Annotated in this window: 24 protein-coding genes and 1 pseudogene; 18 read left to right on the top strand and 7 right to left on the bottom strand. The window is 54.1% G+C overall.

Translation table 11 applies throughout. The features are described 5' to 3' along the window. The 12 genes and pseudogenes from gyrB to ACIGDJ_RS22365 form a co-directional block, all read left to right on the top strand. Window positions 1-805, top strand: a pseudogene (gene gyrB, locus ACIGDJ_RS22420) (DNA gyrase subunit B); the annotation flags it as partial. A gap of 836 nt (window positions 806-1,641) precedes the next feature. Then, window positions 1,642-2,280: a TnsA endonuclease N-terminal domain-containing protein gene (locus ACIGDJ_RS22415; RefSeq protein ID WP_011953077.1), complete on the top strand. Its 639-nt coding sequence runs from the start codon at window positions 1,642-1,644 to the stop codon at window positions 2,278-2,280. Continuing rightward, window positions 2,261-4,219 carry a DDE-type integrase/transposase/recombinase gene (locus ACIGDJ_RS22410; RefSeq protein ID WP_016497347.1) on the top strand — a complete coding sequence of 653 codons (1,959 nt, stop codon included), beginning with the start codon at window positions 2,261-2,263 and terminating at the stop codon, window positions 4,217-4,219. The genes ACIGDJ_RS22415 and ACIGDJ_RS22410 overlap by 20 nt, the downstream gene beginning before the upstream one ends. Continuing rightward, complete coding sequence (locus tag ACIGDJ_RS22405) at window positions 4,216-5,175, top strand: TniB family NTP-binding protein (RefSeq protein ID WP_010951429.1); 960 nt, start codon at window positions 4,216-4,218, stop codon at window positions 5,173-5,175. Before ACIGDJ_RS22410 ends, ACIGDJ_RS22405 begins: the two co-directional genes overlap by 4 nt. 75 nt (window positions 5,176-5,250) lie before the next feature. After that, the gene (locus ACIGDJ_RS22400) at window positions 5,251-7,167 is read left to right on the top strand and encodes a TniQ family protein (RefSeq protein WP_010951430.1); all 1,917 of its coding nucleotides are present in this window, start codon (window positions 5,251-5,253) and stop codon (window positions 7,165-7,167) included. Between the two features lie 56 nt (window positions 7,168-7,223). Beyond that, window positions 7,224-7,583: a histone-like nucleoid-structuring protein, MvaT/MvaU family gene (locus ACIGDJ_RS22395; RefSeq protein ID WP_010951431.1), complete on the top strand. Its 360-nt coding sequence runs from the start codon at window positions 7,224-7,226 to the stop codon at window positions 7,581-7,583. Window positions 7,584-8,228: 645 nt separating this feature from the next. Further along, entirely contained in the window at window positions 8,229-9,071 is an 843-nt protein-coding gene (locus tag ACIGDJ_RS22390) for a TIGR04255 family protein (protein ID WP_010951432.1), read from the top strand. Continuing rightward, on the top strand, window positions 9,068-9,751 hold the full coding sequence (locus tag ACIGDJ_RS22385) for a transcriptional regulator (RefSeq protein ID WP_126404318.1): 684 nt from the start codon (window positions 9,068-9,070) through the stop codon (window positions 9,749-9,751). Before ACIGDJ_RS22390 ends, ACIGDJ_RS22385 begins: the two co-directional genes overlap by 4 nt. Window positions 9,752-9,753: 2 nt before the next feature. Beyond that, window positions 9,754-10,623 carry a hypothetical protein gene (locus ACIGDJ_RS22380; RefSeq protein ID WP_016497350.1) on the top strand — a complete coding sequence of 290 codons (870 nt, stop codon included), beginning with the start codon at window positions 9,754-9,756 and terminating at the stop codon, window positions 10,621-10,623. A gap of 310 nt (window positions 10,624-10,933) precedes the next feature. Then, window positions 10,934-11,857 carry a hypothetical protein gene (locus ACIGDJ_RS22375; protein WP_010951435.1) on the top strand — a complete coding sequence of 308 codons (924 nt, stop codon included), beginning with the start codon at window positions 10,934-10,936 and terminating at the stop codon, window positions 11,855-11,857. A 220-nt stretch (window positions 11,858-12,077) separates the two neighbouring features. Beyond that, a complete protein-coding gene (locus ACIGDJ_RS22370; protein WP_003298409.1) occupies window positions 12,078-12,287 on the top strand; it encodes a hypothetical protein in 210 nt (69 codons plus the stop codon). A 14-nt stretch (window positions 12,288-12,301) separates the two neighbouring features. Next, complete coding sequence (locus ACIGDJ_RS22365) at window positions 12,302-12,508, top strand: hypothetical protein (RefSeq protein ID WP_003298411.1); 207 nt, start codon at window positions 12,302-12,304, stop codon at window positions 12,506-12,508. A gap of 143 nt (window positions 12,509-12,651) precedes the next feature. On the opposite strand, the gene ACIGDJ_RS22360 is transcribed toward ACIGDJ_RS22365, so the two are convergent. Together ACIGDJ_RS22360 and ACIGDJ_RS22355 are read right to left on the bottom strand one after the other, a co-directional pair. Beyond that, on the bottom strand, window positions 12,652-12,780 hold the full coding sequence (locus ACIGDJ_RS22360) for a hypothetical protein (protein ID WP_003253468.1): 129 nt from the start codon (window positions 12,778-12,780) through the stop codon (window positions 12,652-12,654). A 122-nt stretch (window positions 12,781-12,902) separates the two neighbouring features. Further along, window positions 12,903-14,600 carry a phosphoethanolamine transferase gene (locus ACIGDJ_RS22355; protein ID WP_003298414.1) on the bottom strand — a complete coding sequence of 566 codons (1,698 nt, stop codon included), beginning with the start codon at window positions 14,598-14,600 and terminating at the stop codon, window positions 12,903-12,905. Between the two features lie 490 nt (window positions 14,601-15,090). Between ACIGDJ_RS22355 and ACIGDJ_RS22350 the strand changes: the two genes are divergently transcribed. From ACIGDJ_RS22350 to ACIGDJ_RS22340, 3 genes are all read left to right on the top strand, one after another. Further along, window positions 15,091-15,429, top strand: a complete 339-nt coding sequence (locus ACIGDJ_RS22350; protein WP_079732563.1) for a zinc ribbon domain-containing protein — start codon at window positions 15,091-15,093, stop codon at window positions 15,427-15,429. 54 nt (window positions 15,430-15,483) lie between these two features. After that, the gene (locus tag ACIGDJ_RS22345; RefSeq protein WP_010951438.1) at window positions 15,484-16,389 is read left to right on the top strand and encodes a cation diffusion facilitator family transporter; all 906 of its coding nucleotides are present in this window, start codon (window positions 15,484-15,486) and stop codon (window positions 16,387-16,389) included. 157 nt (window positions 16,390-16,546) lie between these two features. After that, window positions 16,547-16,897: a DUF3147 family protein gene (locus tag ACIGDJ_RS22340; protein ID WP_011953105.1), complete on the top strand. Its 351-nt coding sequence runs from the start codon at window positions 16,547-16,549 to the stop codon at window positions 16,895-16,897. A 32-nt stretch (window positions 16,898-16,929) separates the two neighbouring features. Here ACIGDJ_RS22340 and ACIGDJ_RS22335 read toward each other — a convergent pair whose 3' ends face one another. Continuing rightward, window positions 16,930-17,256, bottom strand: coding sequence for a DUF2790 domain-containing protein (locus ACIGDJ_RS22335; protein ID WP_010951440.1), 327 nt, complete (start codon window positions 17,254-17,256; stop codon window positions 16,930-16,932). Between the two features lie 689 nt (window positions 17,257-17,945). Between ACIGDJ_RS22335 and ACIGDJ_RS22330 the strand changes: the two genes are divergently transcribed. Beyond that, window positions 17,946-18,620, top strand: a complete 675-nt coding sequence (locus ACIGDJ_RS22330; RefSeq protein WP_003253457.1) for a heavy metal response regulator transcription factor — start codon at window positions 17,946-17,948, stop codon at window positions 18,618-18,620. Further along, on the top strand, window positions 18,617-20,035 hold the full coding sequence (locus ACIGDJ_RS22325) for a heavy metal sensor histidine kinase (RefSeq protein ID WP_010951441.1): 1,419 nt from the start codon (window positions 18,617-18,619) through the stop codon (window positions 20,033-20,035). The genes ACIGDJ_RS22330 and ACIGDJ_RS22325 overlap by 4 nt, the downstream gene beginning before the upstream one ends. Window positions 20,036-20,092: 57 nt before the next feature. Here ACIGDJ_RS22325 and ACIGDJ_RS22320 read toward each other — a convergent pair whose 3' ends face one another. Next, window positions 20,093-20,680, bottom strand: a complete 588-nt coding sequence (locus ACIGDJ_RS22320; RefSeq protein WP_010951442.1) for a hypothetical protein — start codon at window positions 20,678-20,680, stop codon at window positions 20,093-20,095. A 266-nt stretch (window positions 20,681-20,946) separates the two neighbouring features. On the opposite strand from ACIGDJ_RS22320, the gene ACIGDJ_RS22315 reads away from it, so the two are divergent. Then, the gene (locus ACIGDJ_RS22315) at window positions 20,947-21,168 is read left to right on the top strand and encodes a hypothetical protein (RefSeq protein WP_010951443.1); all 222 of its coding nucleotides are present in this window, start codon (window positions 20,947-20,949) and stop codon (window positions 21,166-21,168) included. 82 nt (window positions 21,169-21,250) lie between these two features. On the opposite strand, the gene ACIGDJ_RS22310 is transcribed toward ACIGDJ_RS22315, so the two are convergent. The 3 genes from ACIGDJ_RS22310 to ACIGDJ_RS22300 are packed head-to-tail and all read right to left on the bottom strand — an operon-like array spanning window position 21,251 to window position 24,067. Further along, window positions 21,251-22,705: a phospholipid carrier-dependent glycosyltransferase gene (locus ACIGDJ_RS22310; protein ID WP_010951444.1), complete on the bottom strand. Its 1,455-nt coding sequence runs from the start codon at window positions 22,703-22,705 to the stop codon at window positions 21,251-21,253. Next, window positions 22,699-23,682, bottom strand: a complete 984-nt coding sequence (locus tag ACIGDJ_RS22305) for a glycosyltransferase family 2 protein (protein WP_010951445.1) — start codon at window positions 23,680-23,682, stop codon at window positions 22,699-22,701. The genes ACIGDJ_RS22310 and ACIGDJ_RS22305 overlap by 7 nt, the downstream gene beginning before the upstream one ends. After that, window positions 23,648-24,067: a GtrA family protein gene (locus ACIGDJ_RS22300; RefSeq protein ID WP_010951446.1), complete on the bottom strand. Its 420-nt coding sequence runs from the start codon at window positions 24,065-24,067 to the stop codon at window positions 23,648-23,650. Before ACIGDJ_RS22300 ends, ACIGDJ_RS22305 begins: the two co-directional genes overlap by 35 nt. Window positions 24,068-24,249: the final 182 nt, after the last annotated feature.

Raw genomic sequence — 24,249 nt, 5'->3', positions numbered from 1 at the left:
CAAGAAAGGCAAGCAAGAGCAATACATCAAAGACGACGACGCCATGGAAGAGTACATGACTCAGTCGGCTCTGGAAGATGCGAGCCTGCACCTGAACGAAGAAGCCCCCGGCATTTCCGGTGAAGCGCTGGAGCGTCTGGTGAATGACTTCCGTATGGTCATGAAGACGCTCAAGCGTCTGTCGCGCCTGTACCCACAGGAGTTGACCGAGCACTTCATCTACCTGCCAGCCGTCAGCCTGGAAACCCTGGGCGATCATGCAGCAATGCAAGAGTGGCTGGCCCAGTATGAAGTTCGTCTGCGTACCAACGAGAAGTCCGGCCTGGTCTACAAAGCCAGCCTGCGCGAAGACCGTGAACGTGGCGTCTGGCTGCCGGAGGTCGAACTGATCTCCCACGGCCTGTCGAACTACGTCACCTTCAACCGCGACTTCTTCGGCAGCAACGACTACAAAACTGTGGTCACCCTGGGCGCGCAGCTGAGCACCCTGCTCGACGAAGGCGCGTACATCCAGCGTGGCGAGCGCAAGAAAGCTGTTACTGAGTTCAAGGAAGCCCTCGACTGGCTGATGGCCGAAAGTACCAAGCGCCACACCATTCAGCGATACAAAGGTCTGGGTGAAATGAACCCGGATCAGCTGTGGGAAACCACCATGGACCCAAGCGTGCGCCGCATGCTGAAAGTCACCATCGAAGACGCCATCGGTGCAGACCAGATCTTCAACACCCTGATGGGTGATGCGGTCGAACCTCGCCGGGACTTCATCGAAAGCAACGCGTTGGCGGTGTCCAACCTGGATTTCTGATCTGTTGTAGGTTCACAGAAAAGCTGCACGCTTTCACAAATAGATGACCGGCCGGGCTTCAACCATGGCCCCTGTCGGTCACCATCAAGCCCGCCTTCGCGGGCTTTTTTTTGCCTGGAATTCCTGCCGGGGCGCCCTACTCCGCTCATTGGAAAATGATGCAGATGGGGGGATTTGAGGAAGTGATTTGATGGGGCGCTGGAAGTGCTGAGAGGGTCGGCGGGCGGATCTGAGCAGCAGAGAGATTGAGAGGACTTTAAAACTAATATTTGAACACCTTAATAGTTAATTAAGCGTACGTGTTAAGTATTAATTTGAACAATTTAGTATGGAAATGGAATTTGGTGGAAGTTGCCATTTTGGATTTTTTGTAGATTTCGAAGGGATGTTGGAATAAGATCTATGACCAACTTTTCCGCTTTGCACTGAAGATTTTCAGCCAAATCAGCTGTTTGAAGCGAGAGCTTCAGACCTGATCCAAATTGCTCCAGCGATCACGAAGTGGCCGTTTAGAAATAAAGAGAGCAAGCCGATTGCTTTAGATTCTGATCAGTCATGAGAGTCATGACCAATGAGAGAAAAGGAGACCTGAAAATGTAGAAAAACGCGATCAATCCCGAGAGGACTGACCGCGCTTAGCGAAGCAGACTTGCGTCCTCAGAACCCGCAATGTCTGCTTTTTCGAAGCGACTGTCAATCCTCTCCCATTTTTTCGACCTTAGCGAGGTTACTCGACGGCACAGTGTTGCCTGTCGAAAGGCCTCACTTCGCCCGCCCTGCGCCTTGATTTTTTGGCGCAGCGTCGGCGCTCGTTTCGAGATTTTCGGAGGTGTTTCATGACAGTACGAAAGGTGGTCACGCGGCGGTCCAACCATTACCGCGGCTACTTCCCATCGCTCAAAAATAAAAAGCCTGTGCCCTGGGAGTCCCAGCTCGAAGGCGCTCTTTTTCGGCTTCTTGAGCTGTCTCCTGCGGTCATCGGCTACGTCCCGCAGCCCAGTGAGGAACGTGTTCCATCGCTCCAGGGCTACTTCAAATATTACCCAGACGTACAGGTTTTCCTCGCGGATGGGCGCGAGTGGTGGTTTGAAGTGAAGCCTCACGACCGACTGAAGATTGCCAGCGTCAGGCAGCGACTGGATGCCGCTGAGCGCTACTTCAACGCCACTGCCCGTAACTTTTCGGTGATCACTGAAAAGTTAATTGAAGCTGAACCCCTGGCTACCAATCTTAGAAGGCTGATGTATCACCGGCGCGGTCCAGAGCTTTCGCATCAGGCGTTGGAGGAGGTAATGGCGACCTTCAACGAATGGCCGCCTATGACCGTTGCAGATCTGCTCTACGTGGTTGGTGAGGGGAAAGCCTGGCGCTTGTTAGGCCTTGGGGTGGTGGGCATTGACCTTGATAGGTCAATTGACACTGACTCCCCGGTCTTCCTGCAAGGGGGGCACCGTCATGCAAACCTTTTCCCTTAGGGTGAAATTGGTCGTCATCGTTCGTGGCGTACTGATGGTGCTTGAGAAGAGGCTTATTGACCGGAAGCTGCTCTTTTTCGATGAGCTTGGTGAGCCCACGAAGCTATCCGAGAAGGAGTTCTATGAGGCCTACGAGAAGCGCGAGATCGAGATCTCCGCTGATCAGCCATACCTTGGGAAGGTTCCGTATGTGCGGAACGTCCCTCCAGATATTTCATGCTTCCCCAAAAAACATGGAGATGAGGCATTGCGTCGACGCAAGTATCTGGACGACCTAACTAAGCGCGGTAAATACAAGCTACCGGGTGACGAAGACATGATCAAGAAACTTAGAGATATCGCCAAAAAGATTGGGGATGCGTGCGCACCCTCGGTTTCCACTATTCGACGTTGGGCAGCCAAATACATTGGCCAGAACGTAGTAAAGCTTATCCCTCAGCATGCCAAAAAGGGTCGGGCTGCCGCGATACAGGGAGAGCTCGAAGTTATTCTTGAAGGGGTGATTAATAAAACCTACCTGCAGGATACGATTCCAGCGGTCAGCGTGGTCGTTTCAGAATTCGAAGATCAGATAAAAGAGAGGAACAAAAGTCGTTTGCCTTCGGATCAGCTCAAGATCCCAAGCGGAATGACTGTCCGAAGGTACATCGCCAAGCTGGATCCGTACCTTGTGGATAAGGAGAGGCTCGGAAAACACGCAGCAGACAAGAAGCACCGTGTTGCGGCGGGTGTCCTACGTGTCCATGAGATTTTGGAACGTTGGGAAATTGATCACACCTTGTTGGACGTCCAGCTTGTGGATGAAACCTCGGGGCTGTGCATTGGGCGCCCCTATCTGACGATCGTCCTCGACCGCTTCTCTCGAATGGTGATGGGATATTTGCTCCACCTGTCGGCGCCAAATACGGAAACCGTGCTTCGTGTGATCGAACGCTCAATCCGTCCAAAAGCCGAATTGCTGAAGCGCTTTCCGAAAGTGAGAAATGAATGGTGGGCACGTGGGCTGCCGGCTCGAATAGTCCCAGACAACGCAGCGGAATTTCACGCGGGCGATCTCATCATGGGATTCAACGAGTTGGGTATCGAGATCATGTATCCCGCTTCAAGGGCCCCTCAAAGGAAAGGTGCCGTCGAACGCTTTTTCAGCACACAGAACCTGGGGCTTATCCACAACCTCCCGGGTACCACCTTCTCGAATATCCAGCAGCGTGGCGATTACGACTCGGAGAAGAATGCATGTTTCACGCTCCCTCAATTGGAGGCGGTGGTAGTGAAATGGATCGTCGATGGTTACCACCAGACTCCTCATCGGGGGCTGGACAACAGAACACCGGCTCAAGTCTGGGGGACTAGCGAGGCGAACCATGTCATCAGCCTTCCCGTCGACCTGGACTCGTTGGAGTGCATTCTGGCCAAGCGGGCCTCGGTGAAGGTTCACCATTACGGCATCGAGGTTGCCAAAGTGGGCTACCACTCTACGGAACTTGCTGAGCTCCGTATGCGTTTGGCAGACGGAGAAAAGGTAAACGTCCGCTATCGAGACGAAGCCGGGCACGTTTGGGTTCACGACCGCTTCAGAAACTTGTTCTTCAAAGTGCCCGCCAAAGATGAGCGAATGGCCGGTAAGAGCAGGGAGGTGTGGAAGGCTGCCGAGAAAGCGCTGCGAGAAAAATATAATGAGCAGCCTAGCTTCGAGGCTACGCACAGGTGCTACCAGGAAATTATGGAAGATGCAGACGAGGCCCGCCGTTCGCAGACGCTCAGAAAACGACGCGCAGCTGCCATAGCGAAAATCGACAAGGAGGGTCGAGTGACCGAAAGCACGCCTCCACCCAAGGTACTCGCTGAAGTGGAATGGACCGGTGACTCTATTCCTAACATTCCGCCAGCAGCCTTCAAGGTCTCGGTTCGTCGCCCTGCTGGGAGTTCTAAGCCATGAACGCCATCAATCTGTACGAATGCTACGAGCATGGTGAATACAGCTTTACGCTCCGCGATCGTTTTATTCACAGCCCTCAAGTCGAGCGAGCGTTGACGCGACTAGGCGATATCCACGGCGATAGTCGGCGTACCAGAGCAAGTAAAGGGTTGCTGATCCAAGGTCCAAGCGGAGTGGGCAAGAGCACATTGGTCAAGGAGTACATTCGGTCATTGGAGGAATTGGAGAGCCATGACCCACAGAAGCGGACAGTTCTGTTCGTCGAGATGCCTTCGTCTCCAACCAAAAAGAACCTGGCAGCAGCCATTTTGGCAGAGCTGAAGGATCCCTTCGCAGAGGCACGAGGACATTCGGCAGAGGTTAAATTTGCGCGAGTAGTCCTGCTGCTGAAGAACCTTGGCGTGGAGATGTTGGTCCTCGATGAGGCGCAGCACCTGGTCGATTATCGTCGTAATGGTGCGTATGAGGCAGCAGACTGGATCAAGAGTCTGATGAATGAAACCAGTATCGCGTTTGTTCTGATTGGGCTGAAGCGCACCGAAAATCTCCTGCTAGCAAACGAGCAACTGCGACGCAGGTTTTCGGCCACGGTGGCATACGATCGCTTCACCTTCTCCGCTAATACGTCTCTTCATTTCGTGATGTTGTTGCAGGCAATCGAGGGCGAACTGCCTGTTCAAACCATCAGTTTTGTAGAGCCAGCGATGATTAAACGCTTCTACCTGGCTTCCTATGGATTGATCGACTACCTCATCAAGATTGTGGACAGGGCTGTTTGGCTGGTTCAAGTCCAGGACCTTGTCGGGATTGAACTTCCTGTGCTGGCCCAGGCTTTTGAAGACGAGGTTTGGAGCTACGCCACCGAGGATCGAAACCCCTTCAGTGCGAGCTTCAATTTCCAGCCTCTGTTCGGGAAGCGGGAGCCGTTTGAGACGTTCGAAGAGAGCAGTACCTGACGGCCAAGGGCCGGGCTTATCGGCCCGGCTCTACTCCCCTGATTTTTATGTCTTCGATTTCATGGATGTGTAGGAATGTTTGGTCTTTTAATCAACCCACGACCACACCAAGACGAAAGTCTTTTGGGGTACCTGCAGCGCCTGGCGAAAGCCAACGGATTACCCAGAAAGGAACTGCTCACCGCCTTTGCACGAGCCGACGAGACCGATGTTGCGGACTGGCTGCAGATGATGGAAGGACCACTGAGCTGGCCTGCGGTATCTGCTGAGTTTCGTGATCCAAGGCCCAAGGGGGTCAAGTTATGGACGACTCATCACGCTCGTTACTGTCCGATCTGTTTGGGCGAAGCCGGTTATTGGAGAGAAAGCTGGGGCTTGACCCTGGTTACGACGTGTTCTGTCCACGGCACTGAACTCCACGGGCGGTGCCCCAACTGTCTGAAGGAAACCGATCCAAGCGCAATGAGTGCGAATAGTTGCCAAGCGTGTGGCACCTCATTGAGTGGGACCAATTTTGAGATCGCGCCGGCGAGTGATACGGCCGCCTGGCTCACCTCTGGCTTTGAAGATAGGTTTTACGCCGACTCGTTGCCAGCTGACGCGGGATTGGCGGCCCTCACCTACGAACAGTTTCACGAGTTGTCATCGCGTCTCGCTGTCAGAAGTTTGCCTACGGAAAGAACCCAGCCGCTGAAGGTTGCTGATTCGGGTTCGCTAGAGATATCGCGGCTTATGGCAAACGCGGCGGGCGTGGTTCTCATGAACTGGCCTCTCGCATTCAGAGAACTGCTGAGTGGCCTCAAGGCAGTCCATTCCGATAACGAACATTGGACGCTCAGCAGATCGTTCGGCCCGATATACCACGACATCCACCGTGATCTGGATGACTCTTGTTTTGACTTTCTTCGTCGAGAGTTCGAATCATTTCTGCAGCATGCGTGGGAAGCACCGTTAGCGAAGCGAAATCGCAATTTGAGTGAGGAGACGATTGAGAGACATCGTTGGGTGTCGTTCGATTCTGCTGCTGAAGCTTGTGGTCTCGGGGTATCAGTCATAAAACGCCTTCATCAGGAGGGACAAATCGCCTATCGGGAGAAGGTCCATGAAGATCGAGTCTTTACGGTCGTGGACCTGGATCATTTGAAGGCAATCTCGCAGCATCTCCAGGGCGTGGCTGATATGAAAGAAACCTCGACTTTGCTAAGCCTCTGTCGCAATCGGGTTAGGCAGCTGCTAGCTGGTGGTACCCTCCAGTTCTTTGGTGGAGAACCGCGCCCAGGCGAAAGGTGGCTGATTGACTGCCGCTCGATCAACGAATTGATTGATGAGAAGCTGCCTACCAGCTCTGACCAGAGCCTGGTGTCGATCAACTACTTGGCCAAGCATTCTCTGCCCAAGGGGGGTGGGTTGGTCGAGTTGGTTCAGGCAATACGTGCAGGTGAACTTCGCGCTTACGGCCCAGCTGAGAATGGCTCGGTTGCGGTAGGGGCGTGGTTACTCAAGCCGCAAGATTTTGCAGCGTGGCAACAAGCCCGAGCTGAGAACAAGAGTCCGGTCTTTCCCGGCCTGTCGGTAGTCAAGGCTGCTGCGCTGTTAGGCGTCAAAGAACAATGCGCATACGCGTTCGTTCGACTGGGTCTGCTATGGAGCACTGCTGTCGAACGAGGCCGGCGTACGCAATTGATGGTTAAGCCTCAAGCCATCGACAGATTCAGGCGTGGCTATATCTTGGGACCGGAGATTGCGGTGTATTTGGGGAAGTCGACCAGGGAGGCGTTCAAGCACCTTTGGGAGGCCAGGTTTCGCCCCGTTGCGGGGCCATCCATTCCAAACGCGGCTTGCCGGCAGTACGTTTGGGTAAGAAGCAAAAAGCTGATCGATTACCTCGCAAGTGAAGCCGCCCAGATCGACGATCCTGAAGCCATCACGTTTTTATCCACACCGATCGCTCAGCCTCGTGATTGCCGATTCAGGCATGTGGGATCAAGATAGTTAGCACGCTTTCTTTCTTGATTGCTAAAATCATCGAACCCATTTTGGAGAATCTTATGTCCCGTCTCGCTGAATTCCGCCTGCTCGAACAACAGCTCGCAGCCCAACTGGCGGAGCTGGAAGCGCTGAAAAATGACTCTGCCCTGAAGCAGGAAATGGAATTTGAAACGAAGCTGCGCAGTTTGCTCAACGAGTATGGCTACGGCCTGCGCCAAGTGGTGCTGATCCTCGATCCGCAAGCGGTGGCTTCCACTGATATGGCCCCAAAAACCTCTCGGAAACCACGCGAAGTAAAGGTCTACAAGAATCCACACAGCGGAGAGGTTGTTGAGACCAAGGGTGGTAATCAGCGTACGCTTAAGGCCTGGAAAAACGAGTATGGCGCTGAGGTAGTCGAGTCTTGGCTCGCCAATTGATTGCACTGCAGGCGGCTTCTGGCACGAGATGAATCGTGGTGCGCCCCGAATGCAAATTCCCATTCTGGGGCGTGACGAAATTTTCTGCGGGTGGTGGTGACACACAGTTTATGCGCATTAAATAGAGGTCCACTTCAAAAAATGGACTCTCCAAAATGCGGAATGCTCTCGTCTCAATCTCAGTGAACACCATCGCAAGCCTCCTGACTGCGCTTGTGCTTCACTGGATCACCCGTCCTCTTTCCGACCTCTCCATTCAGCCAATCACGGCCTCAAACTCTGGATCCAAGAGCTCTTCGTGCTCTTCGTAGATGAGAAATCTGGACCAGACAGCACGTTTCTGAACCACCCCATCAGAGCAAGCGTTCCCCTGGATTGAGCTATCTGGTGACGATTCGTTGAGTTTCTTCTCACTGCTAGGAAGAGCTCTGATTAAAAATTCGTGCTTCCTCAGAGGCTTAGCGATGGTGTCTGTAGAGGCTTTTCTGGAATGACGAGTAAGCTCCTGATGGAGGCGTTTTCTGCACTCCATCCCTCACGGGGACCGCTTGTCAAATCGAAAGGCCCTGCTATACAGTTCTTGTCAAAGGATTTGTCAAATGATGTAGAATCCGGTCCCTCGTTGGGCGCGGTGGAGGAGTTAACATGTCAGAACGCGAAGGGGTCTTAGCAAGGGCGCCGCTTATCTATGCGTTGAGCGTAATCAGATTTGCCCCGATTCTTAAGCTGCCAAAGCTGATCCCAGACATTCAGCACACGATCCGTCAGAGCCTCCCGGGCTTCTTCCAGATGGTCAAGGGCGTGCCGCCTGGGGTGATGCACAGCGGAGAACCGAATTCTTGGGCGTTCCTTAATCGGGATGCTGACTACGCGTGCGTGCTGGCCATGGATCACATGATCCTGCAAAGCACAAATTATCTTCATTTTGATAACCACTTAGCGCTTTTCCGTGAGTGCATTGAGGCGCTGGTAGGGCAAGCAGGTGCATTGGATATCACCGCTATCGGGATGCGGTACGTCGATAAAATTGAACCAGCTGAAGGTGAGACCCTAGCCGACTACCTTCCGGAAGCCATGCTCCCACTTAAATGCGATGAGCTAGCGGCGCATGGGAAAGTCCCCAAGGAGCAGCTTGGAATCTCTACTACCACCTACCATCTAGATCCGGAGTATCTGCACATCAGATGCTGGCGGCAGACTGGTATGTGGATACCGGAAGATTTGGTCGAGCCGGCCATGGTTTTCGAAATTGCTAAGCAATCGAGGAATTCATCCAAGCATGGTGCTCCTCTGCAAGGTGCATTTGTGCCTGTTAGCGAAAATGGTGCTCTTCTCGATACGGATGCGCATTGGCCGCTGCAGTTAGCCGAACGACTGGGAACCGAGGAGATCTGCACGAGACTCGACGGTTTGCATAAGACTGCTAACTTTGCTTTTAGGACAGTCGCGAAAGATCATGCCTTTGAGGTTTGGGGGAAGGCGAAATGACTACAGCAATGAATGGGCAATGGATTGATCCTACCGGGGCTGCTGTAAGCAGATCTTCTACTTGGGAAAACCCTGAAATTGCTCCGCGTGTAGGTAGCACGACAGCAAACCCTGTATTGGCGATTGCTTTCACAGCGATGCTGGCCGTTTCGGTAGTAGTCGCTCCTGGGACTGCCTCCCTGCCCTATCCACAACTTATCGGCTCAGCAGGCATGAGCTTTCATGGCGTGCATGCTGGTGCCTGGACCGAGGTGGACACCAGCCAGGATGCCAATGTTACCGAAGACGTAGCGCCGGCCTTAATCGAGGAGCTTAGGAGCGACTTCAAGTTGTCAGATAGCTCCATCGCGCAGATCTTCAACGTGTCTCGTCAGACCGTGTACAATTGGCGGACTGGAAAAACCGCCACTGGTTTTCCCGAGAGGCTTGCGGCTTTAACTGAGGCGTTGCGCCAAGTTAACGCCGAAGAAGCGCAGTATCTGCATCGGGTGCTTTTCTATCCAACCGCCGATGGCCGCCTGATTCAGGATGCGCTTTCGGATGAAGCGTGGAATCGAAATGGCGCTAAAGGTGTGTACGGAATGGTTGCGGAGTTGGCTGGCAAGGCGCAGCAGCTACGTGATAGGGACCTCAAAACCATCGCCAGGTTAGAAAAATCGGGCGGTTCGAATTTGGTTTGATTATGGCTGATACACCTGAGCAAGAGATCGTAAGTGCCATTAGCGCTGCTGGTTGGCTGCAAGGAGATACCGTCTCAGGTGACGCCTTGATTGAACACATATCCGAGGAGGTCCTGAAAGGCCAATTCGAGGGGGTGGCTCCAGCTTATTGGATGTTGGCCTCCCATTCCTGCACGGTGCATGCACGCAACCTTTGTGATGCGCCGTGGATAGAGTGGATTGCCGTTAAGGTAAAGAAAAAGGCCTTTGATAAGCAGCTGCACGCCCTCAATCCACGTACGCTGCACCTGCAGCACGCGGAAAAGCAGGTTTTGGAGCTCAAGATTCACAAGCGTGTGTGGACCAAGAGAGCCGTGCTTCCGACGCTCCACCGAAATCCGGTAATCACGCTGAGCGAAGAAAACGGTCAGTATTTCTCATACTGGATGTCCCACCATTACAACCGTATTGCGATGCCGGACGAGTTGGTCAACCGCCTGAAGGCAGACCAAGGTGACGACGGCATGAAGGGCATCGCCGTGCTTGTCGACGATTTCCTCCATCAGAACAACCAATTTTTCGCTAGTGCTTGGGTTTCCTTCAACCCCAAGGGCGAGATTCGCGACCCGGCTGAGCCCTACGAGGTGGTGTTCCGGTTTTTGACCAAACGAGAGCACGCCAGGCGCGCAAATGAGCTGCACGACCAGCTGAATGAATTGCTCGGGGTGGCCAGAAATCTCAACGATGGGCTGTACTTCGGTGGAGCAGACGTCACGGTGCTCCAAGACTTTACCATGCTCGATGCGGAAGACTTCGTGCGGTACAACCTTCACGACTGGCTCAGTGTTGGGGATACCGATGAAGATGAAGAAGGTGCCGATGATGCTGACTGAGCTGCTATCGGCCTCCCCTTTAGGATCTGGGTTTGACCTTAGCTGACCGGCTGCTCTACAAACCAATTGATTTTCTCCGGAGCCGGTGTCACTGTCGCTCCAAGAATAGCCCCCACGCCTCGGGCAGGTCCCAGACCTGTACTGCGCACCAGGGGGTTAGTTGTTTCTAGGGCCCGCCCAGGTCGATCAGGCATGCTTTGGGCGGGCCTCAAACCAGTGGGTGACCACCAAAAGGGTCAGTTAGGCCTACTGCTGCCTATCCTCGCTCGTTACCATCCAGAGACCCTCTATTGATACGGTTTCAGCAAAGATGGATGTCTATAAGGTCCGCATCGAAGACACAGAAAGCAAGATCATCGACAAGGAAGGTTTCGAGGCCGAGACCTTCCGCAGAGATCCATGGTACCAGCCTGGAAGTGCCGGCAAGCTAGCTCAGTTTGCTGTATGCCCGGCATGCGACAACCCTGTCCAGCTGGTTGGGCTGTATGAGCTACCGCCTAACGTGAAGAACCCATTCGGGAAACATGCTACTAAGAGCATTCGCGGCATCGCTCCATTTGATAGTGAGGCCCGTAACGATTGCCCGTACTTCCAGCCTCGCCAGCACAAGAAAACAGAACGAAAAACCAGGTTTGACGGCGTCCCACGGAAGATTCTCAAGCTATTGATCGAACAGTTCGATCGCGTGGTTTACATCCTGGAGAAAGAGACCCAACTGGTCCTTTCCGAGAACGCGTTGAGAGGCATGCTGCAGCGTTACAAGGGAGAGCGTGGCTACCTCTATACCGGCGCGACGCTTCGCAATGTGCCATGGATCTTTGCTTACATGTCGGACGCCACCCGCCTGTTTGGCCAGAAGGTCATTGGAAATGCTGAGCTGGTGAAAGCTATTGCCGCTGAGGTGCCAGGGGCGGAAATCAGCAGCACTGGTCGGCTGGAATCGAAGAAGGTGCCTGGTTCGAAGGCGGCATATTTTGATCTCAAAATGAGTTTCATCCGCCATCGAATCGTCAAAGACAGTGAAGCGTCCGGCTTGGTTGAAAGCATGGAGTTTGTAGTGTCACAGCCTCGCGGAGGTGAGCTTGAGCACATTCACAAGGAAGTCATCAAATTCGATTCGGCTTGGTTCGAATCCCTTATCCGGATGCCGGTTGATCATCCTTATCGCAGAATGGATAGAGTGAAGATGGCCCGGGAGGAACTGGGCGATCTGCTGGAGCTGACTCAGGCCTGAGGAGGCCTGTTGTAAACCACTTTTTTTCACTGTAACCACAGTGGTTTACAGTGAAAAAAAGTGGTTTACAACGTAGCTACGACACGCGCCCTGGCCACTCCCCAGGCCAGCGCGCTCCTCATTGATTCGTTCAGTCGGGCGTCGAACACCTATGCTGCTCGGGGCCTTGCCACGCCGCGGTGTCCTATAATTCATCTTCAGCTGAATGGAGCAAAATGTTGTGAAGCGCACATTCATTGGAATGGTCGAGGCTGGTGAGCCACTGATGAGGCAAGCGCTTGAAGCTATCCGACAGGCCCACGAAGCGGAGGCTGCTGGATTGCCAGACCTTGAGGTACAGCGTCTTCACCCATTGGCAGATTCGCTCTATCAGGCGGTCATTGATTTTCAGCTCCTCAAAGCAGGTAAACCACCGTCGACTATCCAGTGAGGACCTGCCGCTACATGACGAAAAAGATGCCAGCTCTTCTCCCCGACCACCCCATGTATACCGACGCAGTGGATGCGATGAAGCAATACCACGAGGCGCAGGCTTCTGGCTCATCTGCCGAAGAGGTTGAGCGCCTGCGTCAAATCGCAGAATCACAATTTCGGGCTGTCAGCGAGTATCAGCTCAACGCTCTGGGATATCAGTCTCGTCGTCCGCACTGAAGGGATAACCGATCCGGAGGTAGCTTCAGAATCCATCAAGCCAAGCGGAAGACTCACGACGCGGTCCGATTGATCAGCGAGACGGTCGGGAGGGTTTGCACACAGCCCCAAAAAAAAAGCAGCTCCCGAGAGCTGCTTTTTTCTTACTCCCCCTTTTTGTGCTTGTGGGGTTTCAGGTCCGGATGGTCCTTCTGCTTTTCAGGGGTGACTCGCTGCCTTTTGTCCGGAGTGCCATCTTCATTGGTGCGCTTTGGGCCTGGCTTGATGCTCATGCAAAACTTCCTTTTCCGCTTGGGTTGTTGAATGCAGCTATGTAATTAGTCCAGCTTCTCTCAGCTGTCAAAGCAGGCTGGTGCAGAACCGCCTGGCCGATGATCCGGTCCACATCGAACATTCAGAGGCCAGAATAAGAGCCTCCGACAAAGGGCTTACAAGGGGCAGTGAAATCCAGCGCTGAGCGATACGAAGACGTCTGGACGTTCATCATGCCGAGCACGGTGTGGAACAGGTTGTCGTGGCTCAGCGGTGACGTGGTTTGAGCTTTCAAACAACCCACGTTGACCTTTTCGCTCTTCGCGAGCGAGTCAGACATCCAAAGTACCAACGGCACCTTTGTTTGCTCGTCAGGAGCCATCGCGTAAGGCAGCCCGTGTAGATAGAGCCCACCCTCCCCCAGCGATTCGCCGTGGTCCGAAACGTACATCAGCGCAGTGTCGAACTTGGTGTTGGCCGCCAGGATATCGATGAGATTTGCAGTCACATAATCGGTGTAGAGGATTGAGTTGTCGTAGGCATTGACCACCTCCTCCTGCTTACATTTGTCGAGCTCGTTGGTCTCGCACACCGGTGCGAATTTCTTGAATTGCGAGGGGTAGCGCTTGTAGTAGGCCGGGCCGTGACTGCCTTTGTAGTGGAGCACCAGGACAGCATCGCCTTCCTGGCGCTTGATGAAGTCTTGCATCTCCGTGAGCAGCACCCCGTCCTTACACTCCTCGCTGGTGCACAGTTGGGAATCCGCGTGAGAGGCAGCCTTGTGGTTGGGAACCCTGTCGCAGACCCCTTTGCACCCCGAGTTGTTGTCAGTCCACATGACACTGATGCCAGCGCGTTGAAGCACGTCGAGCAGCCCTTCTCGGCTCTTGGCCAAGCCATCTTTGTACTGGGCCTTACCCACGTCCAGGAACATGCATGGCAGCGAGACCGCGGTAGCGGTACCGCAGGAGCTCACGTTCGTGAAGCTAATGACATTTCGCTTTTCTAGTTCCGGATTCGTTTCACGGGAGTAGCCGTTGAGGGAGAAGTTGGCGGAGCGAGCGGTCTCTCCTACTGCCAGTACCAGCAGCCTGGGTTTACGAGCCGCACCCTGTCGATTAACTACCGCATCAGTACCAATGGCCGTCAGCGTTTTAGGTGAGGCCAGCTGACGCTTCAGGTACCCATGGCCAGCCGCAAACAAGTTGGTAGGTACCAGAATCAGCCGGATCTCCCGATTGTTGCGCAGCAAGGAGGCATACGACTGGTACTGACTCAACGCGATGCCAGATAAGGTCAACAGAGCGAGCGACAGAGCAATGAACCTGCTGACCAAAGCTTTGGCCCAAGGCTTGCGCCGGAGGGGAACCCGGGCAATCAGGTAGACGGGCAACACCCCAACCATTGCGACCCAAAGACCGAGCTTCCAATTCAGCAGCTCGGTTGCCTCAGCGACGTCGGTCTCCACAACGTTGGTGAACATTGTGTAATCGATCACGATGCCGTAGGCATTCATGAAGTAACTCGCAAAAGACGCGCTGATCAGTACCAGGCACAGTATGGGTTTGGCCAGCCGCCCCCATGACAGCAAGCTCAGAACGGTAAACACCCATGCGAATACTATGACTGGGAGGCTAGCCGCTAGCTGCCAGTTCACTTCATCGGTTTTGAATACCAGCTTCCAGAGCACGTTCCAGAGCTCAGCGTTCGCGAATAGCAGTAACCAAAAAGTCACCAGGCCGATTAGCAAATTAGTACTGATGCCTTTCTGCCGCGCATTGCGAATAGCAAAGATCCATTTGCTTAACAGGGTGTGAACAATGGATTTGGAAGGTGTCATTATCAAACTCTGGAAGCTGCTTATCCATGGCGGTAGCTATGGAGTTAGCGGGAGCTACAAGGCAAACCGTCGACAGATGCTGAGCGATTGCGCAATGTGCGGAGCGTCAGAGGCCTTAGGCCCCTAGGCGTTGGGGACGCTTAGTATGTGTGAGGCATAGGGATAAAAAGAGAAATGAATCTCGCTGAGCGCATTATTTCCGGGACCTGATAACGACACGATGACCTCGGGATTACAATGCTGACAGAAATCCAATTACTGCTGTTTTGATTGTCATTGATCACGCTATGATCAAAATTAGGGGAATACTACCCACCAAAAGCAATGCTCCGCTCAGCTAGATAAATTTAATTTCACAAACAAAACGGTTTCGTTTTGTCGTAGGCTAATTTTGAACTTTCAATTCAACTTACAAGTCTTTCTCGCGAGCAGAACATAATTTTCAACTTTTGCTCGTTAATATGTCACCCATCAATGAGGGGCGAATACCATGAGCTTTTTCAAAAACATCCTGGGCGGGCACCATGGCCGTGGAAACCACGGTGGAGGCAAGCACCACAGCGGGGGACATGGGGCCGAGCAATATGATCGCCATGGCCGGCAGCAGGGCTGCGACGGCGGTAATCAGGTGTATGACGGCGGGCGCCCTCCCACTCCTGCCCCCATCAAAGATCTGCAGGGCTGCAGGCAGTGCCGGACGGCCAACGATCCGTCAGCACGCTTTTGTCTAAACTGCGGAACACCGCTATCGAGTGGTTGCACCGCCTGCGGCTCGCTGCTGAGTGCAGGAGCAAGATTTTGCAGTCAGTGTGGCCAAGCGACGCTCTAAGGCTAGGTAGACAGGAAGGCCAACGAGACCACAACCCTGCGCAAGGAGAAATACGTGGGTTCAAATCATGACCATGGCAGCGCTGCAGTACGCGAGGGGCATCAGAAGAAGCTAATCATGGCGCTCGGCTTGACTGGCAGCTTCATGATTGCAGAAGTGATCGGTGCGTGGATTACCGGCAGCCTGGCGCTGCTGTCGGACGCATCTCACATGTTCACAGATACTGCCGCCTTGGCGATCTCACTGATTGCACTTCAGATAGCCAAGCGGCCGGCGGATCAGAAAAGAACCTTCGGCTATGCGCGCCTGGAAATTCTGGCTTCGACGTTCAACGCCGTGCTGCTCTTCCTGGTGGCGATGTACATCTTGTATGAGGCCTACCAGCGCTTCTTCATGCCGGCGGAGATCGCTACCGGAGCGATGATGTGGATCGCAATCGCCGGCCTGATCATCAACCTAATTTCGATGCGCCTTCTGGCATCTGCGAGCAACGAAAGCCTCAACGTCAAAGGAGCCTACCTCGAAGTTTGGAGCGACATGCTCGGCTCGCTTGGCGTAATCATCGCGGCACTTATCATCCGCTTCACCGGCTGGACCTGGGTCGACACGATTGTCGCTGTGGCGATCGGCCTTTGGGTTCTGCCGCGGACGTGGCAGTTGCTTCGCGAAAGCCTGGGGATCCTCATGGAGGGTGTCCCGAGGGGGCTCGACGTTACGGCAATCGAGGCCACCATCCTCGGAGTAGATGGCGTGACGGACGTTCATGACTTGCACGTGTGGGCTGTCAGCAGTGGCAGTAACGTGATGACGTCGCACGTAGTGGTTCGGGATTCTGCAGATGGGGATGCTGTGTTGGCGGCCGTCGTGGATGCTGTCAGCGATGCATTCGAAATCCATCACTGCACCATCCAGATCGAGCGGGCAGCTTTCCACGAGAGCGTTCCCTCACCCTCGCACTGACCGATCGGTAAACACCATGCAAACACATCACCCTCCTGGCTGAGGGTGATGTTGCAAAAAAAATGCGGTGAGGGATGCCGTAAACGGCAGGAGCGCTTCAAGGGGGTTGGTGAATGGCTTCGCCTGCCCTCGTCAACAACCTCCAGAAGGCTCAGCGATGGCCTGGATCATCACGAAGTACCTACTCACTGCCGGTATAGTGATTCTCGTGTCAGAGCTGGCGAAACGCAGCGACAAGCTGGGCGGCTTGGTCGCCGCCCTACCCTTGGTCACGGTCGTGACGTTGGTCTGGCTCTATTTAGAGAACCAGAGCATGGAGAAGATCTCCAACCATGCTTGGTACACGTTCTGGTACGTGCTTCCGACCCTGCCGATGTTTATTGCTTTTCCATTGCTGCTACCTAAGCTCGGCTTTTGGCCGACACTGATCAGCAGCATCCTCATCACAATGGCCAGCTTCGGAGGCTTCGCCATACTGCTGCGCCGGTTCGGCATTGAGCTTCTATGATCCGGTGGCCGCAGGGATCATCTTGATGAGTCTTAACGGCTATTAACACACTCGCCCTTCACCAGGTAGCGAACCATGTGCAGTTCGCCTTTCGAGTCTTCGTAGGTCATCATGCTTCTTACATTACCGCAGTACCGCACATTGGGTGATACATACACCAACTTACCAACGTCCAGGTCCATGCCATAGGCGTAGTCTTCTAGTTGAGGCATGGGCTTTTTTACGCGTTGAGCATAATCCGCTGTAGCCTCTCTAGCAGTACGCTCGATGTGTTTATTGATCTCCATACCGCTTTGGGCATTGGCTGTTAGTGATGTAAAGAGCATAAACACGGCGATCGCTGATACAGTAGTGTTCATAAGAAGTCCCTTAATAAAAAAGCGCCCGTAGGGGGGCGCTAAAATTCACCTACCAAAGGAGCGTATGGTTTACAGGTGAATGCACTGGCGCGAACAACTGCTCGGTGCTCTTGCCAAGCTGCTTTGAAATGAGACAATTTCCAAAGCAGCGATGCCTCTTCCGCTGCCCTTAAACTAGCAAAGGAGGCTAACACCAAGATGATCGTGCAATTACAATTTGGACATGTAATAGATTGTAAGATAATTATTCGAGAGAATATCGAGCCGCCACGTGAACTAATTTGCAGAAAGGCGCTGCGGTTTGCGGCCGTGCATGGGGTCTGCCTGCGTGGCGCCCTCGATCCAAGGCCAGTACCAGTCCTTGCAAGCTAACGACCGAAATGCTGCCTGTCCTGGCCGATTCCACCTGCCAGGCGAATCTGTCATACACCGCCGCAGGCCCCAGAATCCGCTATGCTTAGGGGTGGAGCCTGCATGACTGTCAGAAATCTTGCGGCTACATTACAAATTTGTAGGATTTCGCCGCGGCCAGCTTCTTCGCGTTAAGATTCAAGCGTCCTCAGGTGACCCGGCGTATGGACAGAGGTAGCGACTACCACATGCCATACCCTCAGCCAAACTTTCGAACAGCCTGCAACCATAATCTTGGCGGATTAGGCCAACTCCTTCCTCACACCTTGAGATAAGTTATGCGCGTTCTAGTTGTGGAAGACGAAATTAAAACTGCCGAATATCTTCAGCAGGGCCTATCCGAAAGCGGGTATGTCGTAGATATCGTGCACAACGGTGTAGATGCTCTGCACTTGTTCAACACTAATGTCTATTCGTTGGTCCTCCTGGACGTGAACCTCCCGGGTATCGACGGCTGGGACCTGCTGGAAACCATCCGTAAGACCAGCCGGGTCCGCATCATCATGCTGACCGCCCGCGGACGCATCAATGACAAGCTCAAGGGCTTGGACGGCGGCGCGGATGACTACCTTGTGAAGCCATTCGAATTCCCTGAGCTGCTTGCTCGCATCCGTTCGCTGCAACGCCGTGGTGATGAGTTAGTCGAGAAGAGCTCGCTGAAAATTGCCGATCTGGAACTCGACTCCGTCCGCCATCGCGTCTTCCGCGGTGGCACACGCATCGATCTCACCACCAAGGAATTTGCGCTTCTGCACCTGCTCATGAGCCGAACGGGCGAAGCGCTGACTCGCTCTCAGATCATCTCGTTGGTCTGGGATATGAATTTCGATTGCGACACCAATGTCATCGATGTAGCCATCCGGCGCTTGCGCTCGAAGATCGATGACCCGTTTGAAACCAAGCTCATTCACACGCTTCGTGGCGTTGGGTACGTTTTTGAGGAACGCGCATGAGGCCATTCAGCCTGGCTGCAAAGCTGGGGTTAAAAGTTGGGTTGATGAGCGCAGCGTTGCTGCTTCTGTTCGCCACCTTTGGCTATCTGATGGTAGGCAAGGCTCTGGAAAGAAATGCCAGAGCAGACCTGGAAGTAAAGATGGCGGGGATGGCTCACAACCTGTCCACCATCCCGGACATCTCCGGCGTCAACGCGGATGCGCATCAGCTTGTCGATTTGGTCATGGGCCACAACAACCTGTATGTGAGCATATTCGATACCTCACAGAATCAGACTCCCCTGCTCTCGATTGGCTCGAAACAGGTCAATCTGGAGGTGCACAAGTTTCAGCCGGCGGCCCAGCCCAAAGAGCACGAATGGCGTGATACGCAGGACCGTCCTCTGCTGAGTGCTTCTCGAATCATGCGTTTGGGCGATGGAACAGAGGTCAGCGTCTATATGACCATGGACCAGTCATCCAGTGAGGCGCTGCTCGATGCGTTGCTGACCTGGGCCTTGATGATGTCCCCCGTCATCCTCGCACTGATCTTGGCCATTGGCTGGTGGACTGTGCGCAGAGGCCTGCTACCACTGACCAAGTTCCTCAAGATCGCCTCGAAAATCTCAACCGAGAGCCTCGACCATCGCCTTCCAACTGATGGGATGCCGGCAGAACTCAAAATGCTCGCCGACGGCATCAACATCATGCTGGCTCGCCTGGATGATGGGGTTCAGCAGCTCTCGCAGTTTTCTGACGACCTTGCTCACGAACTTCGAGCACCGCTTTCCAACCTGATGGGCAAGGCCCAGGTTGCCTTGACCAGAGAACGATCGCTTTCCGAGTACCGGGAGGTTCTGGAGTCGTGCACAGAAGAGCTGGACCGCATGAGCCGCATGGTTTCCGACATGCTGTTCTTGGCCCAGGTCAGTCATCCAGCATCAATGGTGGAGTTCGAATCCGTCTCCTTGGTCGACGAGGTTCAGCGAGTGTGCGATCTCTTCAGCATTTCAGCAGAAGAAGGCGAGATTCAGCTGCAGATCTCCGGCAGTGATGACGTGGTGCGCGGGAATCGCCTGATGGTTCAACGTGCCGTCTCGAATCTGGTCTCGAACGCGATCCGTTACTGCCCTCGCGGCCGCACGGTCTACGTTAAGGTGCAGCATAGTGCGAGCGGTACGACGTTGAGTGTCGGCAACCCCGGCCGTGGTATTGCCAAGGAACACCACGCGCACTTGTTTGAGCGGTTCTACCGTGTGGACAAGAGCCGAGCACGGAGCGAAGGCGGTACCGGTCTTGGCTTGGCCATTGTGCAGTCGATCATGAGTCTGCACCAGGGATCGGCGAGCGTGGAGGTGACCGAAGAAAACTTCACCTGGTTCCACCTTCACTTTCCGGAAGCCCAGCAAATGCAGCCGGCAATGACCGCCGCTTAAATTGCGCAGACACGATTAGGCCCGTCAATCGACGGGCCTTTTGTTTGCCTCAATGCATCAGTGCCGAAGGACCACAGGGTCCATGGGCGACCGCAGAATCACCGACTTAATAATCTTCTGTTCGTCAGGATTGGCGTTTTTCCACAGGTGTGAGAAGTACTGAGCATTCACTTTCTCTTGAGCACTTACGCTGCCGGCGGCATCGATCAGGCGCATGGTCGAGTAGACACAGATCAGCGCCAGAATGAAGAACGCCGTGGCGACCACCATCACATAACGCTTGGCCAGCACCGGTGCCCGCTTGAGCTCCTGGATAGAGGCGTCCGCCGCCTTTGTCGCTGCTGTAAGCTCCGAGATCAGTGGCTGGATGGCGGTGTCGACTCCGCGGCATGCAGCTGAATACGCTGATGCAGCGGCGCGCAAGGCAACCTCCTCCGCGTTCGACCAAGCCTTCTCCGCCTTTCGCACCTCCTCCTGAATCTGCCGGCCGACAGCGTCCACCTGCTCCACCAGTTCGTTCGACCTCTCCAGAACAGCGCTGGAGGTGCGCGTCTGCGAGGTCAGCTCATCGAGCTGGACAGTGAGTTTTTCAGTGCAGCGGCGAAAGTCACCGATAGCAACTGCCCAGGGCTCTATGTCATTCATGGCTATCTCCTAGGGCGGCCAACAACGCCGCGCTGAATTAACGCGCTAGATATCAAAATTGTAATTTAAGAGAAAATTCGAAGTCGCCCTCGACAGTGCCGAGATAGACATGATCCTTCCAGATTTGAAGATTTAACGCATCCTATCTGCAGCCAAAATTACGGAATTGTAATTATTGACTCACCTTGTCGTTAGCTTCGCGTTCCTAAACTACAAACCAACAAAGGCCGCTAATCAGGTTGGCCTAGTATGAACCGAGGTTCACAATGAAATTTGTCAAATCTATCGCTATTGGCAGCCTGCTGCTGGGTCTCATGGGTACCGCTTACGCTGAAGGCGGCTTCGAGCGAACGAAACAGTTCAACGAGAACTTCCGAACCGAACAGGCTCGCCTATGGAGCGATGACTCTTCGGACCAGAACAAACAACAAGTCGCTCAAGAGCAAAAGAAAGAAAGCAAGGATGGTAAGGAACAAGCCGACAATTAATCGGCGGTTAAATAGGACTTCAAATGACGAAAGAAATCGACAAAAAAGCCAGGGTAAAACCTGGCTTTTTTGTGCTTGGAATTTAGCCTTCGTTCTTGCGAGGCGTTTCCGCATTGCTTTCTCCGGCCAGACCCTCGGCACCTTGTGCGGGGCGTTTCCAATGGCACAGCAGGAGCTGGCTGGCGTTCGCTTCGGTGATCGATGTGCAAGCTAGATCAGCGGGCAGACCATCCTTGCTGTCTCGCAAGCGCCTGGACAGATAGAACGAGCCATCCCGCGGCCACTTGGCAGGATCCTTGATGTTCTCGGACTTCCCGCTGCTGTAAAACTCCGACGAGTATGAGCGGCGGCCAGGATAGATCAGGGGAGCGGAATGAGCAGACTGCACATTGAGCCAGGCTTGAACCACATCCCGCTGATTCTGAGGGCGCTCCTCTAGTACCCCGGCGTAGATGATGCCCGCACCGATGATTGGCAACACCAATGCGCTCGCAGCGGCAGCCCAGGTGGTCTTCGGGCCAACTTCGCTGACCCGTGCAGACAGCAGCAATGCCCACGCTGGCAGCGCGGGTAGCAGGTAGGTCCACAGAATGTTGCCTGCAAATGTGAAGAAGACCGGTGTCGCCAAGGCCCACAGCCAGAGGTAGGCTTTGAAGCGCTGCATCGATCCACGCTTGCGGATCAACAGTGGTAGAAACAAGGCCCATGGCAGTAGCGACAATCCGAGCTGGATCCAGATGCTGCCGTACGGCTTGGCATGAGCACTACCATAGAGGTCCCCTGCCCAGTTACTGACGACGTAGCGGCTCCAGTGCTCACCAACGAAGAAGTACTCCATGAAGCCGGGCGTTTTCATCTCGGCCGCGACATACCATGGCACGGATATACCGAACATGAGTACAAGGCCGCTAATCCAGGGAAGCCTCAGTACCCGTCCCCATTCCTTGTAGATAACGAACCAGGCGAATGCCGGCGCCCCCATAAGCACCAGGGTCAGCGGCCCTTTGGCAAGCAAGCCCAGCCCGAGACCTGCGAACATCAGGTAGGCATCCGCCTTGCTGGCGCACTTCATCCAACGCCAGAAACCGTAGCTGGCCAGCAGAATCGAGAACGACAAAACAGGGTCAGTCAGCACAACACCGCTGGAGACCAGGCCAAGTGTGGTGCTGGAAAAAATAATGGCAGCCCAGATGCCGGCGTTACGAGAAATCTGCTGCGTGCCGAGTTTGATGATGATGAAACAGCTTGCCAGGTGGAGTAGCCACGCTGGGAAGCGCGCAGCGAACTCGTTAACGCCGAAGACCGTCATGCTCGCGGCCTGGGTCCAGAAGGACAACGGAGGCTTGCCCCAGAACGGTACCCCGTAGTCGAACATGGGCGTGATCCAGTCATTCAACTCGACCATCTTGCGAGCCATTTCAGCGTAACGGGCCTCAGATGTGTCCATCAGCGGGTAGATGCCCAGCCCCACCAAACGCAATAGCAAAATCGAACCCAGGACCCACCACAGCGTCCTCTCGTTCTTCAGGTTCAGCATTTCTTACCCTCGATCGAAGCCATCGAAGGGTGGAGTGACACGGGATCTGCCTTGTTGCTGTGCTTCAGGAAATAGAGAGGCCGGCGCTTCACTTCCGCGAGTGTCACGCCCAGGTACTCCCCCACCATGGCGACACCGACGCACATGAATGAAGCCATTCCGACGATCAGGTGATGGATGTCGAAACTGCCTGCCACAAGCGACGCAAGCATGTAGCAGATGCTGGAGACGAAAAGACCGAAACTGATGAGGCTGAAAATGCGCAGTGGTTTGCGAGAGAAGCTGACGATGCTCTCGATGGCCAGATTGAACAGGCCAGCTGCATTCCATTTGGTGCTCCCGGCATGGCGAACAGTGCGATTGTAGGGCAGTTCGATGGTACGAAAGCCTACCCAGCCGATCATGCCTTTGAGAATCCTGGAGCGTTCATCCAGGGCCCGCAGGGCTGCCAGCGGCGCAGGCCCAATCAATCGGAAATCGCTGACATCGGCCGGCATGTCCACCTTCTCCACCAGGCGCTGCATGACCCAGTAGTAAGCCCGGGCACTCATGCGCTTGAACCACGAATCACCGATTCTCAGGTTGCGCTGCATGTTCACCACGTCGTAGCCGCGTTGCCAGTAGTCCACCATGGCCGCGATGAGCTCTGGTGGATCCTGCAGGTCGACATCAATGAAGATCAGCGCACTGCCACGGGCATGGTCTATCCCGGCGCTCAGTGCAGCCTCTTTGCCGAAGTTGCGACTCAGGGACAGGCAACGTACAGATGACCCATCCTGATAGTGGCGAAGAATGTCGGCCGTCCGGTCATTACTGCCGTCGTCGACATAGAGGATTTCGCAGGAGACGGGTAAGCGCTTCACCACGCGGGTGATTCGCTGGTGGAACTCGGGGATGGTTTCCTCTTCCTGGAAGCAAGGGACCACGATGGTTAACAAGGGATCAGGGCGCTCGGGAAAGCGATGTAATGTCTGCATGATTGAATGTCCAAAAACGATGTGCAATGAATCCAAGTGCAGTGAGGCTTAAGGTCACTACGACTTGGGAGATGAGCGGTGACAGATTCGACTTGATGAGGAACCACATACCCACGCCATTGCCGAAGTTTGTGGTTAACGCGACCAGTGCAAACCTGACAGGCTGAAACTTACGAGAGCCATCTGCCACAAAACAGAGCGCCCTATTTCCAATGAAGCTCGCGATTGCGCCAACCATGCCGCCACAGATACTGGCCAGTAACGGAGTAACGAATTCTGTCGTAACCAGCAATAGGAACACCGCATAATGGACTCCCGTTGCTATGAAGCCGATCCCCAGATAACGAATCAGTAAGGTAGTAAGAGGTGGGGTTTGATTTTCCATGCCCAAAGCCTATGGAGGCAAAGGTGAAAAAATAGTGAACTAAATGTAAATGCGTAATTAGCCGAATCTATATATGGTAAGTAACAAGTCGGCGCACTAGGCTAGCACGCTACAATATCAGAGGGATTGCCTGAAAATTACGCTTTCGAAATAAAAGCCTTCCGATAACGCATGCATGACCC

Origin of the sequence: Pseudomonas sp. NPDC079367 (assembly GCF_044542195.1) — a bacterium.
Classification (GTDB): Bacteria; Pseudomonadota; Gammaproteobacteria; order Pseudomonadales; family Pseudomonadaceae; genus Aquipseudomonas.
Note: the sequence above shows the minus strand (reverse complement) of the source record. Positions and strands in the feature narration are given on the sequence as shown.